The sequence below is a fragment of the Microbacterium sp. NPDC056736 genome (assembly GCF_042790415.1).
In the GTDB taxonomy this organism is placed as follows: Bacteria; Actinomycetota; Actinomycetes; order Actinomycetales; family Microbacteriaceae; genus Microbacterium.
Genome location: NZ_JBHTZE010000005.1, coordinates 94,454 through 113,257 on the forward strand (window position 1 = coordinate 94,454; position 18,804 = coordinate 113,257).

The window sequence follows — 18,804 nt, forward strand, 5'->3', positions numbered from 1 at the left end:
CCCCCCCCCCCCCCCCGGGGCGCCCCACCCCACTCCACAGACGACCGCACCCACCACGCAAGGACGCAACGAAATGGCCACCATCACCGGGCTGGAGCTCCGGCCGCTGCTCGTACCCGAGTCCGTCGACTCCCCCGACGCCGCCGACTTCGTCGAGATGGTCCGGGTCCGCAACGAGATCTACCGCGAGATCTCGGGCCACGACGACCACCGCATCTCCGCGGAGGAGCTCCTCCCCCACTACCGGCCCACGCCGTACGAGACCCGCCTGGCATGGATCGTCGTCGATGACGGCGCCGTGATCGGCCGCATCGGCATCGACCTTCCCCACGAGGACGGCTCGCATTCGGCGTTCTGGCTCATCGAGCTGCTCCGCGCGACGTGGGGCCGCGGGATCGGCTCCGCCGCCTACGCGCTCGTCGAGCGCACGGCGCGGGAGCACGGACGCACCGTGCTGCAGTCGTGGGCCGAGCACCCTGCCGCACCGGGGCCGCAGCTCGCGCCGCCCACCGGGTTCGGCGCGATCCCCGAGGATCACATCGCGCGATTCTTCGTCCGCCACGGCTACGCGCTGGAGCAGGTGGAGCGCAACAGCGCGTTCGATCTCACCGGCTCGTTCGACGAGGTCGAGCGGCTGCTCGGCGAAGCGCAGGCCGCGTCACAGGACTATCGGGTGGTGCAGTGGTTCGCCCCGACGCCGCCGGAGTTCGCCGACGGCTACGCGTGGATGAAGTCGCGGATGTCCACCGACGCGCCCGCCGCGGCGCTCGAGTTCGACGAGGAGAAGTGGGATGCCGCCCGCATCGCCGAGCACGACGCCAAGTACACCGGGTCGGGGCGCACCATCCAGGTCACGGCAGCGCAGCACATCGCCACCGGCGAGCTGTGCGCCTTCAACGAGCTCGTCATCGGAAAGGACCGCACCGAGGCGTCTCACCAGGAGGACACCCTCGTCCTCAAGGAGCACCGCGGTCACCGGCTCGGCACGCTCGTCAAGTGCGCGGGGCTCCTGTCGTGGCGCGACGTCGCCCCGGAGTCCCGTCGCGTGATCACCTACAACGCAGAGGAGAACAGGCCCATGCTGGACATCAACGAGGCGATCGGCTTCGCGCCGATCGCGTACGTCGGAGCGTGGAAGAAGGTGCTCGATGACTGACCTGGCCGATACCGCCGTGCTGACCGTGCAGCCGATCCCCGTGCCGGAGTCGACGGAGTCCGCAGACGCACGGGTGTTCCTGGAGATGGTGCGCATCGCCAACGCGGTGTGCCTGAACGACGCCGGTCACGACTACCTGCGCGAGGAGCCCGGGGAGATGCTCGGGTTCTGGCAGGACCAGTCGGACTGGACGCAGCTGGGCTACGCCGCGCTGCGCGATGGCGACGTCATCGGCGCCGTGAAGCTGATGATCTCGAACGAGCCCGACGTGAGTGCGCTCGAGTTCGATCTCATGGTGGCCCCGCCGCACCGCGGAGCCGGTGCCGAGGAGCTGCTGCTGGCCGAGGTCGAGCGCGAGGCGCGCGAGCGCGGTCTGGCGACGATCCAGACGTGGACCCTCCACCGCCCCGGCGCAGCCGGGCCGCGGCTCGAGCCGTCGACCGGCTGGGGGTCGATCCCCGCCGACGACCCGCAGACCCGGTTCGCCGTCGACAGCGGCTTCACGCTGGAGCAGGTGGAGCGCAACAGCGTGTTCGACCTGACCGGCGACTTCACGCTCGTCGAGCGGATGCTCCGCGACGCGCTGGCCGCCGCCGGTGACGACTACCGCTCGATCCAGTGGACGTCGCCGACGCCCGCCGAGTACGTCGACGGCTTCGCCTACGCCCTCTCGCGCATGTCGACCGACGTGCCCGCGGGCGGTCTGGTGATGGACGAGCAGCACTGGGACGCCGCCCGTGTCGAGCGTCGCGACGCCCGGCTGAAGGCGCAGGGACTCACCGTCTCGGTCGCCGCCGTGCTGCATGTGCCGAGCGGGCGGATCGCCGCGTACAACGAGCTCGCCATCGGCGACGACCGCAGCGGTGCCACCCAGCAGTACGGCACGCTCGTCGTCAAAGAGCATCGCGGACACCGCCTCGGCACGATCGTGAAGTGCGCGAACCTGCTGCGCTGGCGCGAGCTCGTGCCGGAGTCACCGCGGGTCTCGACGTTCAACGCCGAGGAGAACCGCCACATGCTCGACATCAACGAGACCATCGGCTTCGTGCCGGCCTCGTATGCCGGCGCGTGGAAGAAGGTGCTCCCGCTGTGATCAGCCGGCCGCGCGACGAGGCGCCTTCTGGCAGTGCGCGCAGAAGTGGCTCGACCGGTTGGTGAACGAGACCCGGACGACCGGACGGCCGCATCGGGGGCACGGCTCCCCGGTGCGGCCGTACGCGTTGAGCGAGTGGGCGAAGTATCCGGCTTGACCGTTCACGTTGACGTACTGCGCATCGAAGCTGGTGCCGCCCTCGGCCAGCGCCTTGTCCAGCACGTGCCGCACCTCGCCGAGCAGGCGGTTCACCGCCCGCGTCGACAGGTCCCGAGCAGGGGTCTCGGGGTGGATGCGGGCCGCCCACAGGGACTCGTCCGCGTAGATGTTGCCCACGCCGCTCACGACCGTCTGATCGAGCAGCACGCGCTTGATGGCGGAGTCCTTGCGCGCGAGGACGCGGCGGAACCCGGCGTCCGAGAATGCGGGATCCAGCGGGTCGCGCGCGATGTGGGCGACCTGCGAAGGGACGGATGCCTCGGACCAGCCGTCTCCGCCCGGCGCACCGTCCGGCGTGGCGACGAGCTCGTCGATCGCCAGCGAACCGAAGGTCCGCTGGTCGGCGAACACCACCGCGAGCTCTCCGTGCGCCGGGTGCACGAGATCGAGGCGGACGCGCTCGTGACGCTCGATCGCACTGCCCGGCGGACGGAGCAGCATCTGCCCGCTCATGCCCAGATGCCCCACGACCGCCTCCGTCGCCGCGCGGCCGTCGGCCGTCGTGAGGGGCAGCCACAGGAACTTGCCGCGTCGGGCGGCGGCGGCCAGGACCCGTCCGGTCAGGCGCGCCTCGAAGTCGGCGCCGTCGCCCGGATGCCGGGTCAGGGCGCGCTCGTCTAGCACGGTGACCCCGAGAACCAGGGCGCCCGTGACGGCGGGTGCGAGGCCGGCGCGGACGACCTCGACCTCGGGCAGCTCAGGCACGGCCGCTGAGATCGCGCCACGCGCTGAGGGCCGCGGCCATCTCAGCGTGTTTCTTGCTGGTGCCGAGGCCCTCCGCCGTCAGGTCGCCGATGACGACGGTGGCGGTGAACCGGCGGTCGTGGTCGGGGCCGGTGGAGGTGACCGCATACGCGGGGGGCTGCATCCCGCCGCGGGCGGCGAGCTCTTGGAGCGCCGTCTTCGGGTCCATGGCGGCGCCGTACCGCTCCGGATCGGCGAGCAACGGCTCGACCAGTCGCAGCACGAGGCCGGTGGCGGCATCCGAGCCGGCGGACAGGTAGGCGGCGCCGAAGATCGCCTCCATCGTGTCGGCGAGGATCGAGTCCTTGTCGCGGCCGCCGGTGAGCACCTCGCCGCGTCCGAGGAGCAGATGCTCCCCCAAGCCGATCCCGCGCGCGATCTCGGCCAGCGCCACCGTCGACACGACGCTCGCGCGACGCTTGGCCAGCGCGCCTTCTTCGAGCTCGGGATGCCCCGTGAACAGTCGCACGGTCACGGCGAGCCCGAGCACGGAGTCGCCGAGGAACTCCAGCCGCTCGTTGTGCGGCACCTGTCCGTTCTCGTAGGCCCACGAGCGGTGCGTCAGCGCCAGCGACAGAAGCTCGGGGTCGATGTCGACTCCGAGCTTCTGCGTGAGATCTGCGAGCGCGAGGCGCTCGGCAGTGACGTCGGTCACGTCAGTGCGCGACGATCAGACGTCGGCGACCTTGCGGCCCTTGTACTCGAGGAACAGCTCCGTGCCCTGCGAGTCGGTGACGACCTTCGCCTGGTGGGGACGGCTGTAGACGACCTTGCCGTTCTCGACCGTCTTGACGAGGGCGGGCGCCTCGGCCTTCCACTGCGCGCGACGCGAGCGCGTGTTCGATCGGGAGACCTTCCGCTTCGGGGGGTTGCCTGCCATGGCTTGCTCTCTTCTGTGTTCTCGATGTCGATCAGCCGCGGGCGCGCGGTGATTCGTCGTCGTTGGTCATGGTGAAGTCCTGGAGCGCGGCCCATCGTGGATCGACAGGCTCGCTCTGCTGCGATCCGGCGCTATCGGCCAGCCGCTCGCCCGTGACCGGATCGAGGCCGGGGCAATCCGGCTGACACACCGGCTGAAACGGAAGCGACAGGACGACCGCTTCCCTGACCAGAGTTTCAAGATCCACGTGGTCGTCTTGAACCTCGAAGTCAGCTTCTTCCTCCCCAGGATACGCGAAAAGCTCCTGAAACTCGACTTCGAGGGCCTCGGCGATGTCGGTGAGGCACCGGCTGCACACTCCCGTGTACTCGGTGTCGATGTCTCCGGAGGCGAGGATGCCCTCGTGGACGGACTCGAGCCGCACATCGATGGCGACCTGCTCGCCCTGGGCGACGGACACCAGCCCCTCGCCCCATCTGTCGGGCGCGGGCACCTCGAAGGAGTGCTCGCGCATCTCGCCGGGGCGGTGGGTGATGTCGCGGACAGGGAGGACGAAGGGACCCGTCACATGCTTCTTGGCCACGTCTCCAGCCTAGCCGCGGTGCGCGCGCGTGGCCGCGTGGCCGTGTCAGATGTCGCGCGCGCCGGTGTCGAGGAACCTGGCGACAGCGCCGGGCACGAAGGGCGAGACGTCGCCGCCGAGCGAGGCGACCTGGCGCACCAGTGAGCTGGACACGAGCGCGTGTGCGGGGTCGGGGAGCAGGAACACCGTCTCGATCTGCGCGAGGTGCCTGTTCACGATCGCCATCGGGGTCTCGTACGCCACGTCGACCTGCGATCGGATGCCTTTGACCAGGACGCCGGCACCGACATCCGTCGCATAGTCGACCAGAAGCCCCATGCTCCAGGAGGCCACCACGACGTCGCCGTCGATGTCGCTCTCGGCGATGGACTGCTCCAGGAGCGCCTGGCGCTGCGCGATGGGGAGCATCGCCTCCTTGCCCGGGTTGTGCACCACGAGCACGTGCAGCTGGTCGTACAGCATGGCCGCGCGCCGGATGACGTCGAGATGACCGAGGGTCGGCGGATCGAACGATCCCGGGACGACGGCGATCCGGCTGCTCATGCCGACCAGCCTACTGGGAGGCCGAGCAGCCCCCGGACGCGCTAGTTCTTCGCCAGAGCCGCGCGCTCGGCCATGCCGACGTTGCGCTCGAGAGCGGCCGCGAGTCCCGCGTGTTCGAGCAGCGCGGGGTCTTCGGCGATCACGTGCTCGGCCGCGACGCGCGCCTCGGCGATGATGTCGGCGTCCTTGACCACGCGCAGCAGGCGCAGCGACGACCGCGCGCCGGACTGCGCATCGCCGAGGACGTCCCCCTCTCCGCGCAGCTCCAGGTCGACCTCCGCCAGGGCGAAGCCGTCCAGCGTCGACGCGACCGCATCGACGCGCTCCCGCGCCGGCGTGCCGAGCGGCGCCTCGGTCACCAGCAGGCACAGACCAGGAACTCCCCCACGGCCGACACGTCCGCGCAGCTGGTGGAGCTGCGAGACGCCGAACCTGTCGGCCTCGAGGATCGCCATCGTCGAGGCGTTCGGCACGTCGACGCCGACCTCGACCACGGTGGTCGCCACGAGCACGTCGACGTCGCCGCGTGCGAACGCCTGCATGACGGCGTCCTTCTCGTCGGAGGGCATCCGGCCGTGGAGGATCTCGACCCGGATGCTCTCGAACGACGGATGCCGCGACAGCAGGTCGCCCACCTGGACGACGCCCCATCGCGTGCGGCTCGCCTCGCCGGCGGTGTCGCCGGGGGGCTCGTCCGCGGTGTCGTCCTTGGTCAGGGCCTCCGCGTCGATCGCCGCGCAGACGACGAAGGCCTGGTGGCCCTTCCGCACCTCTTCGGCGATGCGCTCGAAGACGCGGGCGAACCAGCCGGGATGCTCGGCGAGCGGGGCCGTGAAGGTCTCGATGCCCGCTCGGCCCGCGGGCATGGTGCGGATCGTGGAGACGTCCAGGTCGCCGAAGACCGTCATGGCGACGGTGCGGGGAATCGGCGTGGCGGTCAGGACCAGCGCGTGCGGGGACGAGCCCTTGGCGCGGAGCGACTCGCGCTGCTCGACGCCGAAGCGGTGCTGCTCGTCGACCACGACCAGGCCGAGGTCGGCGAACGTCGTGCTCTCGCTGAGCAGGGCATGCGTGCCGACGACGATGCGGGCCTGCCCGGACGCCGCGCGCAGCGCCGCCTTGCGGCGCTCCGCCGCGGCAAGCTGGCCGGTCAGCAGCGTGGGCATGAGCTCGGGGGCCAGCTGCGGGCCGAGCATGCGCGCGATCGACCGCACGTGCTGCGCCGCCAGCACCTCGGTCGGGGCGATCAGCGCGGACTGGCCGCCGCTCTGCGCGACCTGCAGCATCGCGCGCAGCGCGACGAGCGTCTTGCCCGAGCCGACCTCGCCCTGCACCAGGCGATTCATCGGCCAGTCGCCCTGGAGGTCGCGCGCGATGTCGTCGCCGACGCTCACCTGATCGGGGGTGCGCGGGAACGGCAGCGCGGCGTCGAAGCGCTCGAGCAGCTCGCCGGGCGGGCGCGTGGTCGCCGACAGCGCCCGCACGAACTGCCGCTGCTGCAGCAGGGCGACCTGCAGCACGAACGCCTCCTGCATGCGAAGCGTCGCGCGCGCGGGTTCGATCTCGCCGAACGACGTCGGGCGGTGGATGCGCTCGATGGCGGTGCGCGCGTCGAGCAGGCCGTGGCGGGCCCGCAGGGCGTCGGGCAGGGGCTCGGGCACATCGCCGAGGCCGTCCAGCACGAGGTCGACGATCTTCTGCAGCTGCCAGCTGGCCACCGTGCTCGTGGCCGGATAGATCGGGATCGGGAGATTCGCGTTCGCCTCGGCGGTGAGGCGGGCCTGCGCCTCGTCTTCGAACAGCTCGTAGTCGGGATGCGCGAGCTGCTTGGCACCCCGGTACTCGCCGACCTTGCCGGCGAAGATGCCGCGGCGCCCCGGCCGCAGGTCCTTCACCCGCCAGGCCTGGTTGAAGAACGTCAGGGACAGGTCGCCGTTGCCGTCGCTGATGAGCACCTCGAGCAGGGTGCCGTTGCGGTTCTTCATGCGACGCTCGTTGACCCGCTTGACCTCGGCGACGATGGTCACGGGCTCGCCGACGGGCAGCGACGAGATCTGCGTCAGCTCGCCGCGGCGTGCGTAGCGGCGCGGATAGTGAACGAGCAGGTCGCCGACGGTCGACATGCCGAACGCGCGCTCGAGCGCCGCCGCGGTCTTGCCGCCGATGGCCCCGCCCAGGCGCGAGTCGAGCGCGAAGGAGGTCACCTCACGAGTCTAGATTCGGCGGCGGCCCGGTGTCGGCTCGGCCACAGCCGGAAAACGTAAGGTTGCGGGATGCTCCGACGACTCCTCTCCCGCGTCTACTGGGCCTGCAGTCGGTGGACGCTCTCGACCGAGCCGGCACCGGGCCGCCCCACCGTCCTGCTGGGTGTTCCGCACACGTCCAACTGGGACTTCGTCCTCATGCTCGGCATCGCCTGGCGGCTGGGGATGCCGGTCCGCTGGCTCGGCAAGGCGAGCCTCTTCCGCGGGTGGAGGGGACCGCTGATGCGCCGCCTCGGCGGCATCCCCGTCGACCGATCGGACCCGTCGCGGGTCGTCGCCGATGTCGTGGCGCAGATGCAGGCGGGCGAGCCCTTCGGCCTCGTCGTCACCCCCGAGGGCACCCGTGGCCCGGGCTCCTACTGGAAGTCCGGCTTCTACCGGATCGCCCGGGAGGCCCGGCTCCCGGTCACCCTCGGATACGTCGACCGCACCACGATGACGACGGGTCTCGGCCCGACCATCGCGCTCACCGGCGACGTGCGGGCCGACATGGACGTCATCCGCGCGTTCTACGCCGACAAGGCCGGGCTGCGCCCCGAGCTGCGCACCGAGCCGCGCCTCCGGGAGGAGGATTCCACCGGAGATATCGTGAGGGGATGACGCGCATCATCGCCGGCCGTGCAGGCTCGCTCGTGATCGATGTACCCGACGCGGGCACCCGGCCGACGAGCGATCGCGTGCGCGAATCCCTCTTCGGCGCCCTGGAATCGGCCGACGCGCTCCGGGGTGCCGCCGTGCTCGACCTCTACGCCGGCTCCGGCGCGCTGGGACTCGAGGCGGTGAGCCGGGGCGCGGCATCCGCCGACCTGGTCGAGAAGTCCGCGCGCGCGGCGTCGGTCGCGCAGCGCAACGCCGGTCGCGTCGCGAAGGCGGTGGGGACCGATGCCGCGATCCGCGTGCACCGCAGCTCCGCCGACGCGTTCCTGAGATCCTCCCCGCGGGCGTTCGACCTGGTGTTCCTGGACCCGCCGTACGACGTCGGAGAGACAGAGCTGGCGTCGACGCTCTCGCTGCTGCTGCCCCGCGTGTCGCCGGGCGCGGAGATCGTCATCGAGCGCGCCGCGCGCTCACCCGAGCCGACGTTGCCCCCAGGGCTCATCGCGACCCGCTCGAAGCGGTACGGCGACACCGCCCTGTGGTGGGCGACCACGCCCGGCTGAGTCAGCCGGTGCGCTCGTCCCAGTCGCGGTAGGGATCCCAGCCCGATCGTCCCTCGTACGCGAGACCGTCCACGAGAACCCCCGCCTCACCCCTCGGCTGCACCGTGCCGACGCGCCGGAACCCATGCGGCAGGTGCCGTTCGCCGGGGAACGTCGCCAGCAGCGCGTGGTCCTCGCCGCCCGAGAGCGCGTCGGCGGCGTCGGGCCCGAGCAGCGTCGACTCGAGCGCGATCGTGACACCGGATGCCGTGGCCATGCGCGAGGCGTCGAGGACGAGTCCGTCCGACACGTCCATCATCGCCGTCGCGCCCGCATCGGCGGCTTCGGGGCCGAACGGGATCGGCGGCGACGGGCGCAGCTGCGCGGCGAGGTCGGCGCGCTCGGCGGGGCTGAGCACGCTCTCGTCGACCGGGACCGGCGCCCCCGCCGCATCCGTGAACCGCTGGAACAGGACGCGGAGGCCGCGTGCTGCGCGGCCGGGATCACCGGCCACCGCCACCACGTCGCCCGGACGGGCGCCCGAGCGGCGCACCGGCTCACGTCCGGCCAGGGCGCCGAGCGCAGTGACGGCGATGGTGAGCGTGTCCGAGACGGTCAGATCGCCGCCTTCGACGCGACACCCGGGGGCCAGCTCCCGGCACGCCGCGCGCAGGCCATCGGCCAGATCGGTCACGAACGACAGACGCGTGCCCTCCGGCATCGCGAGCGCCACGAGGAGAGCCGTGGGCGTGGCGCCCATGGCCGCGATGTCGGCGAGGTTGACGGCGGCGGCCTTGAAGCCGAGGTCGTATCCGCTCGACCACGCCAGCCGGAAGTCCGGACCGTGCACCAGCGTGTCGACCGATGCGACGACGCGGCCGTCGGCGGCGGCGAGCACCGCGGCGTCGTCGCCCGGACCGACGATCGCGTCGGACGCCCCGAGGCGCTCGAGGATCCGGGCGAGGATCTGCCCCTCGCTCAGCTCGCCCACCGTCGGATCACTGCGCTCGTCGCCCACACGACCACGCTACCGTCGCGACCGCCGATCGCCGGGTACCCGCCGGCGGGGCAGAGTCGTCCCGCCGGTTAGCCTGGAGGGGTGCGTCTGCTCTCCCCCGTCCTCGCCGCTGGATTCGCCGCGGCGGCCGTGATCGGCCTGACCGGCTGCTCGACGACGGTCGATCTGCAGCCCGCGGAGCAGGCGAACGATGCCGCATGCGCCGAGGTGAGCGTGCGCCTGCCCGGCACGGTCGACGGCCAGCCCCGGCGGTGGACCGACGCCCAGGCGACCGGCGCGTGGGGTGAGCCGTCGGCGGTGCTGCTGCGGTGCGGCGTCGAGGAGCCCGGGCCGACGGAGGCGCGGTGCATCACGCTCGGCGGCGTCGACTGGATCGTCGACGAGTCGCAGGCGCCTCGCTACCTGGTCACCACCTACGGCCGGACCCCGGCGGTCGAGGTGTTCATCGACAACGAGTCGGTGTCCCCGAACGAGGCGCTGACACAGCTCGCCGAGACGGCGGTGCTGGGCGGCACGACCGTTCAGCGCGAGTGCACCCTCACCGAGGAGCTGATTCCGGACGCCACGTCCGGCGGGTGAGCCGGCCGCCGGCTACGCCCCGGCGCGCTCGAGCGCGGTGTCGATGAGTTCGGCGATGAGCTCCGGATACGACATGCCCGATGCGATCCAGCACTTCGGGAACATCGAGATCGGTGTGAAGCCCGGCATCGTGTTGAGCTCGTTGACGTACAGGCCGTCCTCCGCCAGGAAGAAGTCGACGCGCGCGAGGCCCTTGCCGTCGACCGCTTCGAAGGCACGGATGCCGAGCTCCTGGATCCGCGCGATCTCATCGGCGGAGAGGTCCGCGGGACACACCACGTCTGCGCCGTCTCCGCCGAGGTACTTGCCCTCGAAGTCGTAGAACTCGCGGGTGGTGAGCACGATCTCTCCGGGAAGCGAGGCGCGCGCAGCCGCGCCGTCACGGCCCTCCAGGATCGCGACCTCGACCTCGCGACCGACGATGGCGGCCTCGATGAGCACCTTGTCGTCCTCGGCGAACGCCAGGGCCAGCGCCGCGTCCAGCTCGGACGCGTCATGCACCTTCGAGACGCCGACGCTCGACCCCGCGCGCGCGGGCTTGACGAACGTGGGCTCGCCCAGAGCCGCGGCATCCGACCGCACTCCCTCCGGGTCGTGTTCCCACCGCGCGCGGCTGATCGTCACCGACGGCGAGACCGGCACCCCCGCCGCCGCGAGCACGATCTTCATGAAGTGCTTGTCCATGCACAGCGCGGAGTCCAGGACGCCGCCGCCGGCGTACGGGATGCCGAGGGTGTCGAAGAAGCCCTGCACCGTGCCGTCCTCGCCATGGAGGCCGTGGAGGATCGGGAGGACCACGTCGACGTCGCCGAGCTCGTCCACCGCTCCGTCCGCGCGGCGCACGCGCAGCACGCGGTCGCCGCCGCCTTCCGGCCACACCACGCGGGTGCCGTTGTCGGCGACCTCGGGAAGACGGTCGGCGTCCAGGGCGAACTTGTCGGGGTCGTCGTCCTCGAGGACGAACACCCCGTCACGGGTGATCCCGATCGGGATCACCCGGTAGCGGTCACGATCGATCGCCCGCAGCACCCCGCCCGCCGTTGCGGAACTGATCGAGTGCTCGCTGGATCGACCGCCAAAGAGCACCGCCACCGCCGGCTTGTCCATTCGTCGTCCTCTCGCCCTGGGGGGTGTCGTCGTCGGTCGTCAGGTGCGGCGCGATGTCGCGGGGGTTCATGGTGCCGTCCAGCACCATCTTGACCTGCTCGACGATGGGCATCTGCACACCCACCTCGCGCGCCAGCTGAAGGATGGGGGCGACGGATGCCAGCCCCTCCGCGGTCTGATTCATCTGCTTGACGACGTCGTCGAAGCGGTAGCCCTGTCCGAGCAGGCGCCCGGCGGTGTTGTTGCGGCTGAGCGGAGACTGGCACGTCGCGATGAGGTCGCCGAGGCCCGCGAGGCCCTGCAGCGTCTCCGCCTGGGCGCCGAAGGCGACCGCGAAGTCGGTCATCTCGACCAGCCCGCGCGTGATGATGGACGCCTTGGTGTTCTCGCCGTACCCCACGCCGTCGACGATGCCGATCGCCACGGCGATGAGGTTCTTCAGCACGCCGCCGAACTCGGTCCCGATGACGTCGGTGTTCACGAACGTCCGGAAGTACCGGTTGCGCGCGAGACGCGCCACCGCCTCGGCCGTCTCCTGGCTCGTCGACGAGATGACGGCCGCAGTGGGCTGCTCGCGGGCGATCTCGAGCGCGAGGTTGGGCCCTGAGGCCACCGCGATGCGCGCGGGGTCGCAGTGCAGCTCCTGCTCGATCACCTGGCTCATCCGCAGGCCCGTGCGACGCTCGACGCCCTTCATGAGCGACACGATGGGCGCGTCGGACTGCGTGATCAGCGGTCGCACGGCCTTGAGGTTCTGGCGCACCGCCTGGCTGGGGATCGAGAGGTAGACCTGGTCGGCGCCCTCGAGCGCCTCCGACAGGTGGTGCGTGGCCTGCATCGACCGGGGCAGGTTGATCCCCGGGAGGTACTCGCTGTTGCGCTTGGCCTCCTGGATCTCGCTCGCCAGCTCCGGACGGCGGGCCCACATGGTGACGTGCGCGCCGCCGTCGGCCAGGATCTTGCCGAACGTCGTGCCCCAGCTTCCCGCGCCCACCACGGCGACGCGCGGGCGGGCGGCGTCGTGCCTACGACTCAAGGCGACCGGTCTCCTTCTGCCCGTGATCGGCCGGATTCCATCGCTCGGCCGGTGCGGGCTCGCCGCGCAGCTGCGAGAGCAGCCCCGCGATGTCGGCCATGACGACGTCGGTCGCCTCGACGAGCGCGCTCTGCGACGACGCTCGCCCGGCGTACGCCGACAGGTCGACGGGATCGCCCACGATCACGCGCACGCGCCGGCGGAGCGGCCAGAGCTTCAGCTTGCCGTACCGGGGCATCACCTGCTGGGCTCCCCATTGCGCCATCGGGATGACGGGGATGCCCCCGCCCAGTGCCAGGCGCACCGCACCCGTCTTCCCCCGCATGGGCCACAGATCCGGGTCGCGGGTGAGCGAGCCCTCGGGGTAGACGATGACGCCCCGCCCGTTGCGGGCCAGCGTCTCGGAGGCTGCGAGCGTCGCCCGTGCGGCGGTGGCGGACGTGGTGCGGGCGACGGGGATCATCCCGGTCGCACGCAGGATCCACCCCAGCACCGGCACGCGGAAGAGGCTCTCCTTCGCCATGAACCGCGGCGCGCGTCCCATCCGCCATACCGCGAGGGCGACGACGAGCGGGTCGATCTCACTCACGTGGTTCGGCGCGACCACGTACGCGCCGTCTCGCGGCAGCTTCTCGGAGCCCTCGACCTCGACCTTGAACACCAGGCTCACGAGCGGCACGACGATGGCGGCCAGGGGCCAGAAGATGCTGGGTCGCGTCTTCTCCGCGGACGCGCGCGGACGATGGGTCGCCACGGACTATCCGATGACGTCGAAGTCGGCGCCCAGCATGTCGAGCTTGGCAAAGAACTTCTCGTAGCCGCGGCGGATGATGCCGACGTTGCGGACGATCGACTCGCCCTCGGCCGCGAGGGCGGCGATGACGTAGCTGTAGCCGCCCCGCAGGTCGGGAACGACGACGTCGGCGCCGTGCAGCGGAGTCGGACCGTTGATGACGGCCGCCTGCTCGAGGGCGCGACGCGGGACGCGTCGGCCTTGCGAGTCCAGACCGCTCGCGTGCACGACGATGTCGGCGCCCATCTGGTTCAGCGCGTCGGTGAAGCCGAGCCGGTTCTCGTAGACGGTCTCGTGCACGATCGAGGTGCCCTCGGCCTGCGTCAGAGCCACGATGAGCGGCTGCTGCCAGTCGGTCATGAAGCCCGGGTGGACGTCCGTCTCGACCATGACGGCCTTGAGCGCACCGCCGCGGCGGAACTGGATGCCGTCCTCGCGCACGTCGAACCAGCCGCCGGCCTTGCGGAAGACGTTGAGGAACGTCAGCATCTCCTGCTGCCGCGCACCGCCGACGAAGATGTCGCCGTCCGTCGCCAGCGCCGCGCAGGCCCACGAGGCTGCCTCGTTGCGGTCGAAGATCGCGCGGTGGTCGTAGCCGCGCAGCGAGTCGACGCCCTCGATGAAGATGACGCGGTTCGGCTCGTACGAGATGATGGCGCCCATCTTCTGCAGCACGGCGATGAGATCCATGATCTCGGGCTCGATGGCGGCGTTCCGCAGCTCGGTGACGCCCTTCGCGCGGACGGCCGTGAGCAGCACCTGCTCGGTCGCCCCGACGCTGGGATACGGCAGCTCGATGTTCGCGCCGTGGAGCCCGTCGGGTGCCGTGATCCGGATGCCCTCGTAGCTCTTGTCGACGACGGCGCCGAACGCGCGCAGCGCGTCCATGTGGAAGTTGATCGGCCGGTCGCCGATGCGGCACCCGCCGAGGTCGGGGATGAGGGCCTCGCCGAGCAGGTGCAGCAGCGGGCCGCAGAACAGGATCGGGATGCGGGATGCCCCGGCGTGCGCGTCGATCTCCTCGAAGTGGGCAGCGACCGCACCGCTGGGGTCGAGGTGGATCGTCCCCTCCTCCTCGCCGTCCCACACGCGGACGCCGTGGACCTCCAGGAGCGATCGGACCACCTGGACGTCGCTGATGTCGGGCACGTCGCGCAGGATGCTCGTGGTGTCGCCCAGGAGGGCGGCGACCATCGCCTTGGTGACGAGGTTCTTGGCGCCCTTGACCTCGACGCGGCCCGTGAGCGGGCGTCCGCCCCGGATCGCGAGGACCTCACCCGTCACTTCCTGCTCCCCCGTCTTCGCGGCTGCGCTCTCGCCTGCGGCGACATTCAGAAGCGGCTTCATCCGATGATCCTCACTTGGTTGCTCGAGGGTGTCTGCGGCGGTCGGGCGCCCTGGTGGGGCATCCGACCCGGCTTACGGAACGGGAAGCGTCCGCGGCCGCCACGCCTCTCGGCGAGCCTCGAACTGCGAGATCGCGTCTTCGTTGCGCAGTGTGAGCCCGATGTCGTCGAGCCCTTCGAGAAGCCGCCACCTAGTGTAATCATCGATCTCGAAAGGGACCTCCAGCGTGCCGATCGACGCGGTGCGCGCTTCGAGGTCGACCGTCATGCTGACGCCCGGGTCCGCCTCGATGGCAGCCCACGCGGCCTCGAGGTCCGCCTCGGAGATCACGCCCGCGACCAGGCCCTGCTTGCCGGCGTTGCCGCGGAAGATGTCGGCGAACCGAGGGCTCAGCACGACCTTGAAGCCGAAGTCCCGCAGCGCCCACACCGCGTGCTCACGGCTGGAGCCGGTGCCGAAGTCGGGGCCGGCCACGAGGATGCTGGCGCCGGCGTACGCCGGCCGGTTGAGCACGAACTCGGGGTCCTGGCGCCAGCTGGCGAACAGGGCGTCCTCGAAGCCGGTCTTGGTGACCCGCTTGAGGTAGACGGCGGGGATGATCTGGTCCGTGTCGACCGCGGAGCGGCGCAGCGGCGCCGCGATCCCGGTGTGCGTCGTGAACTTCTCCATGTCAGGCCTCCGTGCTCTCGGCGCCGGCCGCGACGGGCGCGGGAAGATCGCTCGGGCTCGCGAGGCGCCCCAGGACCGCGGTCGCCGCGGCCACCAGCGGCGAGACGAGGTGCGTCCGCCCGCCCTTGCCCTGGCGGCCCTCGAAGTTGCGGTTGCTCGTGGACGCGCAGCGCTCCCCCGGCGCGAGCTGATCGGGATTCATGCCCAGGCACATCGAGCACCCGGCGAAGCGCCATTCCGCCCCGAAGTCCTCGAAGACCTTGTCGAGTCCTTCGGCCTCCGCCTCCAGGCGGACGCGCGCGGACCCCGGCACCACCATGACGCGGACCCCGTCGGCCTTCTTGCGGCCCTCGATGATCGACGCGAACGCGCGGAGGTCCTCGATGCGGCTGTTCGTGCAGGAGCCCATGAAGACGGCGTCGACCGGCACCTGCTTCAGCGGCGTGCCCGGCGTCAGATCCATGTACTCGAGCGCGCGCTCCGCGGCGGCGCGCTCGTTCGGGTCGGCGAAGTCGTCGGGCGAGGGCACCGCGTCGCTCAGCGACACGCCCTGCCCGGGGTTCGTGCCCCATGTGACGAACGGCTCGAGCTCGTTCGCGTCGAGGAAGACCTCGGCGTCGTAGACGGCGCCCTCATCGCTGGGGAGCGTGCGCCAGTAGGCGACGGCGTCGTCCCAGTCCTCGCCCTTCGGGGCGTGTGCACGGCCCTCCAGGTAGGCGAACGTCGTCTCGTCGGGGGCGACCATGCCGGCCCGCGCACCCGCCTCGATCGACATGTTGCAGATCGTCATGCGGCCTTCCATCGACAGCGACCGGATGGCGCTGCCGCGGAACTCCAGCACGTAGCCCTGCCCGCCGTTGGTGCCGATCTTGGCGATGACGGCGAGGATGATGTCCTTCGCCGTGACGCCGGGCTTCAGCTCGCCCTCGACCGTGATCGCCATCGTCTTGAACGGCTTCAGGGGCAGCGTCTGCGTTGCCAGCACGTGCTCGACCTCGCTCGTGCCGATGCCGAAGGCCATCGCACCGAAGGCGCCGTGCGTGGAGGTGTGCGAGTCGCCGCAGACCACGGTGATGCCCGGCATGGTGAGGCCGAGCTGGGGACCGACGACGTGGACGATGCCCTGCTCCTTGTCGCCCAGCGAGTGCAGGCGCACCCCGAACTCGGCGGCGTTGCGGCGGAGCGTCTCGATCTGGGTGCGGCTGGTCAGGTCGGCGATCGGCTTGTCGATGTCGAGCGTCGGGGTGTTGTGGTCCTCGGTCGCGATCGTGAGGTCGAGCCGGCGCACGGGCCGGCCCTCGGCCCGCAGTCCGTCGAAGGCCTGCGGGCTGGTCACCTCGTGGACGAGGTGCAGGTCGATGTAGATCAGATCCGGTTGACCGTCATCGCCTCGGACGACGACGTGGTCGTCCCAGACCTTCTCGGCCAGCGTGCGAGGACGCTCGGGGATGTCGGCGATACGGGACGCATCGGTCATGCTCATTGCTCTGTCGTTCTCCTCTGGGGACTGTGCCCGCATGGGGTGGGGCCCGCGACGAACTCCGCGACGAGGGAGGCCTGGGAACTAGGACTCGTCGCGGCCGCTAAGGAGAAGGCGAGCGATCCGCACGTGCCCAGGGTACCACCGCCGCGCCGCCGACCCGCCCGGCGGCGTCACGGGAGTCGTCATGGGGCGGGCGGCACGGCGGGGACCGCACCCTCGTGGATCCAGACGTCGACGGCGTCGCCGTGCTTCATGAAGCGCACCACCGTGCCGGTGGGGAAGCGGTCCACCCACTCCTCATTCCACTCCACGGGGACGTCGTAGATCTCGGCGATCGGCTCGGCGGGCGCGGGGGCGCACCCGATCGCGAGCAGCTCGTCGCTGGCGGGCTCGAAGATCAGCAGACAGGTGCTGCCGAACGTGCTCTGCGCCGACCAGACCTCCAGCCCCAGGACCGGCTCGAACGCGCGCAGCGTCGACTTCATGACCAGCTGGCGGCGCGCATAGTCCGCCAGGCGCAGCACCTGTTCGCTCGGTGCGGCATCCGTCCGCTGCAGCGTCGCGTCCGGACGCGGCGCCGTCCACCACATCCAGCCCAGGACTGCGAGGACGGCCGCGAGGGTCATCGCCGCGCCCGCCGCGAGGGCACCGCCGCGGGTCCGGCGCCACCAGGCGCGCGCACCGGGGCCGCGCAGGTCGCCGGATGACGGGGACGGGGGCTCGGCGCCGCGGGTGAGCGGCTCCGGCTCGTGTCCGGCCGAGGTCGCCGCCGCGTGCAGCTGCTCGAGCTCGGCCAGACGCGCCAGAGCCGCGGGGTCGGAGTCGATGTCGGCGTCGACGCCGTAGGCGCGCGTCCTCAGGGCGGACAGCTCCGCCTCGAGTGCCCCCTCACGGGGGATCCCCCCGCTGCCCATGGACGCAGTATCGCACCGCGTCCAGGGGCGGGCAACGGGGTCGGCGGGAGGTCAGGCGTGGTTGTCGCTCGCGCGGGGAGCCGGGGCATCTTCGACCGCACGCCGCCGCTCGCGCGCCGAGGCCACCAGGCTCGCCACGGTCGCGACGGCCATCGACAGCACGATCACGGCCAGCGACATCCAGGTCGAGATCTCGGGAGCCCACTCGATGTGCTCGCCGTTGTTGATGAACGGCAGCTCGTTGACGTGCATGGCGTGGAAGACGAGCTTGAGGCCGATGAAGGCGAGGATGAAGGCGATGCCGTAGTGGAGGTAGCGCAGCCGGTCCAGGAGGTCCCCGAGGAGGAAGTACAGCTGCCGCAGGCCCATGAGGGCGAAGATGTTCGCGGTGAAGACGATGAACGCGCTCTGCGTGATGCCGAAGATCGCCGGGATCGAGTCGATCGCGAACAGCAGGTCGGTCACGCCGATCGCCGCGAAGACGATGATCATCGGCGTCCACATCTTCTTGCCGTCGACGACGGTGCGGATCTTCGCCCCGTCGTAGTGGTCGCTGATGTCGATGGTGCGACGCAGCATGCGGACGACGAACGCCTCCTGCTTGACCTCGTCGTCGTGGGCGCCGCCGGGGAACGCCTGACGCCAGGCGGTCCAGACGAGGAACGCGCCGAAGATGTAGAACACCCAGCTGAACTGCTCGATGACGGCGGCCCCCACGAGGATGAAGATCCCGCGGAGGACGAGGGCGATGATGATGCCGACCATCAGGACTTCCTGCTGGTAGCGGCGCGGCACCGCGAACTGGCTCATGATGAGCACGAAGACGAAGAGGTTGTCGATCGAGAGGCTGTACTCGGTCAGCCATCCGGCGACGAACTGCCCGGCGTACTCGGGCCCGGCGATGACCCACATGACGCCCGCGAAGAGGAGGGCGAGGGTCACGTAGAAGATCACCCACAGCGTCGACTCCCGGGTCGACGGGATGTGCGGCCGCTTCAGGATGAGCAGGAGGTCCGCCAGGAGGATGAGCGAGAGGATCACGAGGGATCCGATCTCGAACCACAGGGGGAGAACGAGGTCCATTCAGGGCCTTTCCGAACGGGAGGGGAAGAAGACGAGGGGTCGGTCGACGCCGAAAGTCTCTCCCCCGCCGGCCGCCTGGCCCGCGGTGCGCACCCGGGGTCGCACTGTCGGGACCCGTGATGACGGATGCGCGATGACGGGATACTCCCTCTCG

Annotated in this window: 20 protein-coding genes; 5 read left to right on the top strand and 15 right to left on the bottom strand. The window is 71.0% G+C overall.

Annotated features, from left to right (window positions below; genetic code table 11):
• Window positions 1–73: 73 nt before the first annotated feature.
• Complete coding sequence (locus tag ACFRAL_RS11620; protein WP_336396920.1) at window positions 74–1,156, top strand: GNAT family N-acetyltransferase; 1,083 nt, start codon at window positions 74–76, stop codon at window positions 1,154–1,156.
• Window positions 1,149–2,249 (top strand): GNAT family N-acetyltransferase, encoded by a 1,101-nt coding sequence (locus ACFRAL_RS11625; protein ID WP_378882979.1) that lies wholly within the window; start codon window positions 1,149–1,151, stop codon window positions 2,247–2,249. The genes ACFRAL_RS11620 and ACFRAL_RS11625 overlap by 8 nt, the downstream gene beginning before the upstream one ends.
• On the opposite strand, the gene mutM is transcribed toward ACFRAL_RS11625, so the two are convergent.
• The 6 genes from mutM to ACFRAL_RS11655 are packed head-to-tail and all read right to left on the bottom strand — an operon-like array spanning window position 2,250 to window position 7,422.
• A complete protein-coding gene (gene mutM, locus ACFRAL_RS11630) occupies window positions 2,250–3,173 on the bottom strand; it encodes a bifunctional DNA-formamidopyrimidine glycosylase/DNA-(apurinic or apyrimidinic site) lyase (protein ID WP_378882982.1) in 924 nt (307 codons plus the stop codon).
• The gene (gene rnc / locus ACFRAL_RS11635) at window positions 3,166–3,867 is read right to left on the bottom strand and encodes a ribonuclease III (RefSeq protein ID WP_336396917.1); all 702 of its coding nucleotides are present in this window, start codon (window positions 3,865–3,867) and stop codon (window positions 3,166–3,168) included. The genes mutM and rnc overlap by 8 nt, the downstream gene beginning before the upstream one ends.
• 15 nt (window positions 3,868–3,882) lie before the next feature.
• Window positions 3,883–4,092 (bottom strand): 50S ribosomal protein L32, encoded by a 210-nt coding sequence (gene rpmF, locus ACFRAL_RS11640; RefSeq protein WP_050721097.1) that lies wholly within the window; start codon window positions 4,090–4,092, stop codon window positions 3,883–3,885.
• A gap of 31 nt (window positions 4,093–4,123) precedes the next feature.
• Window positions 4,124–4,660, bottom strand: a complete 537-nt coding sequence (locus tag ACFRAL_RS11645; RefSeq protein ID WP_336397129.1) for a DUF177 domain-containing protein — start codon at window positions 4,658–4,660, stop codon at window positions 4,124–4,126.
• A 60-nt stretch (window positions 4,661–4,720) separates the two neighbouring features.
• Window positions 4,721–5,218, bottom strand: coding sequence for a pantetheine-phosphate adenylyltransferase (gene coaD / locus ACFRAL_RS11650; RefSeq protein ID WP_336396916.1), 498 nt, complete (start codon window positions 5,216–5,218; stop codon window positions 4,721–4,723).
• A gap of 41 nt (window positions 5,219–5,259) precedes the next feature.
• On the bottom strand, window positions 5,260–7,422 hold the full coding sequence (locus ACFRAL_RS11655; protein WP_378882986.1) for an ATP-dependent DNA helicase RecG: 2,163 nt from the start codon (window positions 7,420–7,422) through the stop codon (window positions 5,260–5,262).
• Between the two features lie 69 nt (window positions 7,423–7,491).
• Here ACFRAL_RS11655 and ACFRAL_RS11660 point away from each other — a divergent pair, with 69 nt between their 5' ends.
• Both ACFRAL_RS11660 and rsmD read left to right on the top strand, forming a co-directional pair.
• Window positions 7,492–8,082, top strand: a complete 591-nt coding sequence (locus ACFRAL_RS11660; RefSeq protein ID WP_378882989.1) for a 1-acyl-sn-glycerol-3-phosphate acyltransferase — start codon at window positions 7,492–7,494, stop codon at window positions 8,080–8,082.
• Window positions 8,079–8,642 carry a 16S rRNA (guanine(966)-N(2))-methyltransferase RsmD gene (gene rsmD, locus ACFRAL_RS11665; protein ID WP_336396913.1) on the top strand — a complete coding sequence of 188 codons (564 nt, stop codon included), beginning with the start codon at window positions 8,079–8,081 and terminating at the stop codon, window positions 8,640–8,642. The genes ACFRAL_RS11660 and rsmD overlap by 4 nt, the downstream gene beginning before the upstream one ends.
• Before the next feature lies 1 nt (window position 8,643).
• Here rsmD and thiL read toward each other — a convergent pair whose 3' ends face one another.
• Window positions 8,644–9,639, bottom strand: coding sequence for a thiamine-phosphate kinase (gene thiL, locus ACFRAL_RS11670; RefSeq protein WP_378882993.1), 996 nt, complete (start codon window positions 9,637–9,639; stop codon window positions 8,644–8,646).
• A gap of 81 nt (window positions 9,640–9,720) precedes the next feature.
• Between thiL and ACFRAL_RS11675 the strand changes: the two genes are divergently transcribed.
• Complete coding sequence (locus ACFRAL_RS11675; RefSeq protein ID WP_336396911.1) at window positions 9,721–10,218, top strand: DUF3515 family protein; 498 nt, start codon at window positions 9,721–9,723, stop codon at window positions 10,216–10,218.
• 12 nt (window positions 10,219–10,230) lie between these two features.
• Here ACFRAL_RS11675 and ACFRAL_RS11680 read toward each other — a convergent pair whose 3' ends face one another.
• The 8 genes from ACFRAL_RS11680 to ACFRAL_RS11715 all read right to left on the bottom strand — a co-directional run bounded on the left by ACFRAL_RS11680 (window position 10,231) and on the right by ACFRAL_RS11715 (window position 18,650).
• Complete coding sequence (locus ACFRAL_RS11680) at window positions 10,231–11,325, bottom strand: D-alanine--D-alanine ligase family protein (RefSeq protein WP_378882996.1); 1,095 nt, start codon at window positions 11,323–11,325, stop codon at window positions 10,231–10,233.
• On the bottom strand, window positions 11,225–12,361 hold the full coding sequence (locus ACFRAL_RS11685; protein WP_336396909.1) for an NAD(P)H-dependent glycerol-3-phosphate dehydrogenase: 1,137 nt from the start codon (window positions 12,359–12,361) through the stop codon (window positions 11,225–11,227). The genes ACFRAL_RS11680 and ACFRAL_RS11685 overlap by 101 nt, the downstream gene beginning before the upstream one ends.
• Window positions 12,351–13,115 (bottom strand): lysophospholipid acyltransferase family protein, encoded by a 765-nt coding sequence (locus ACFRAL_RS11690; protein ID WP_336396908.1) that lies wholly within the window; start codon window positions 13,113–13,115, stop codon window positions 12,351–12,353. The genes ACFRAL_RS11685 and ACFRAL_RS11690 overlap by 11 nt, the downstream gene beginning before the upstream one ends.
• 3 nt (window positions 13,116–13,118) lie before the next feature.
• Window positions 13,119–14,501, bottom strand: coding sequence for a UDP-N-acetylglucosamine 1-carboxyvinyltransferase (murA, locus tag ACFRAL_RS11695; RefSeq protein ID WP_336396907.1), 1,383 nt, complete (start codon window positions 14,499–14,501; stop codon window positions 13,119–13,121).
• 72 nt (window positions 14,502–14,573) lie between these two features.
• On the bottom strand, window positions 14,574–15,170 hold the full coding sequence (gene leuD / locus ACFRAL_RS11700; protein ID WP_336396906.1) for a 3-isopropylmalate dehydratase small subunit: 597 nt from the start codon (window positions 15,168–15,170) through the stop codon (window positions 14,574–14,576).
• Between the two features lies 1 nt (window position 15,171).
• Complete coding sequence (gene leuC / locus ACFRAL_RS11705) at window positions 15,172–16,653, bottom strand: 3-isopropylmalate dehydratase large subunit (RefSeq protein WP_378883002.1); 1,482 nt, start codon at window positions 16,651–16,653, stop codon at window positions 15,172–15,174.
• A gap of 182 nt (window positions 16,654–16,835) precedes the next feature.
• Complete coding sequence (locus ACFRAL_RS11710) at window positions 16,836–17,567, bottom strand: hypothetical protein (RefSeq protein ID WP_378883005.1); 732 nt, start codon at window positions 17,565–17,567, stop codon at window positions 16,836–16,838.
• A 51-nt stretch (window positions 17,568–17,618) separates the two neighbouring features.
• Window positions 17,619–18,650 carry a TerC family protein gene (locus ACFRAL_RS11715; RefSeq protein ID WP_378883008.1) on the bottom strand — a complete coding sequence of 344 codons (1,032 nt, stop codon included), beginning with the start codon at window positions 18,648–18,650 and terminating at the stop codon, window positions 17,619–17,621.
• Window positions 18,651–18,804 lie beyond the last annotated feature (154 nt).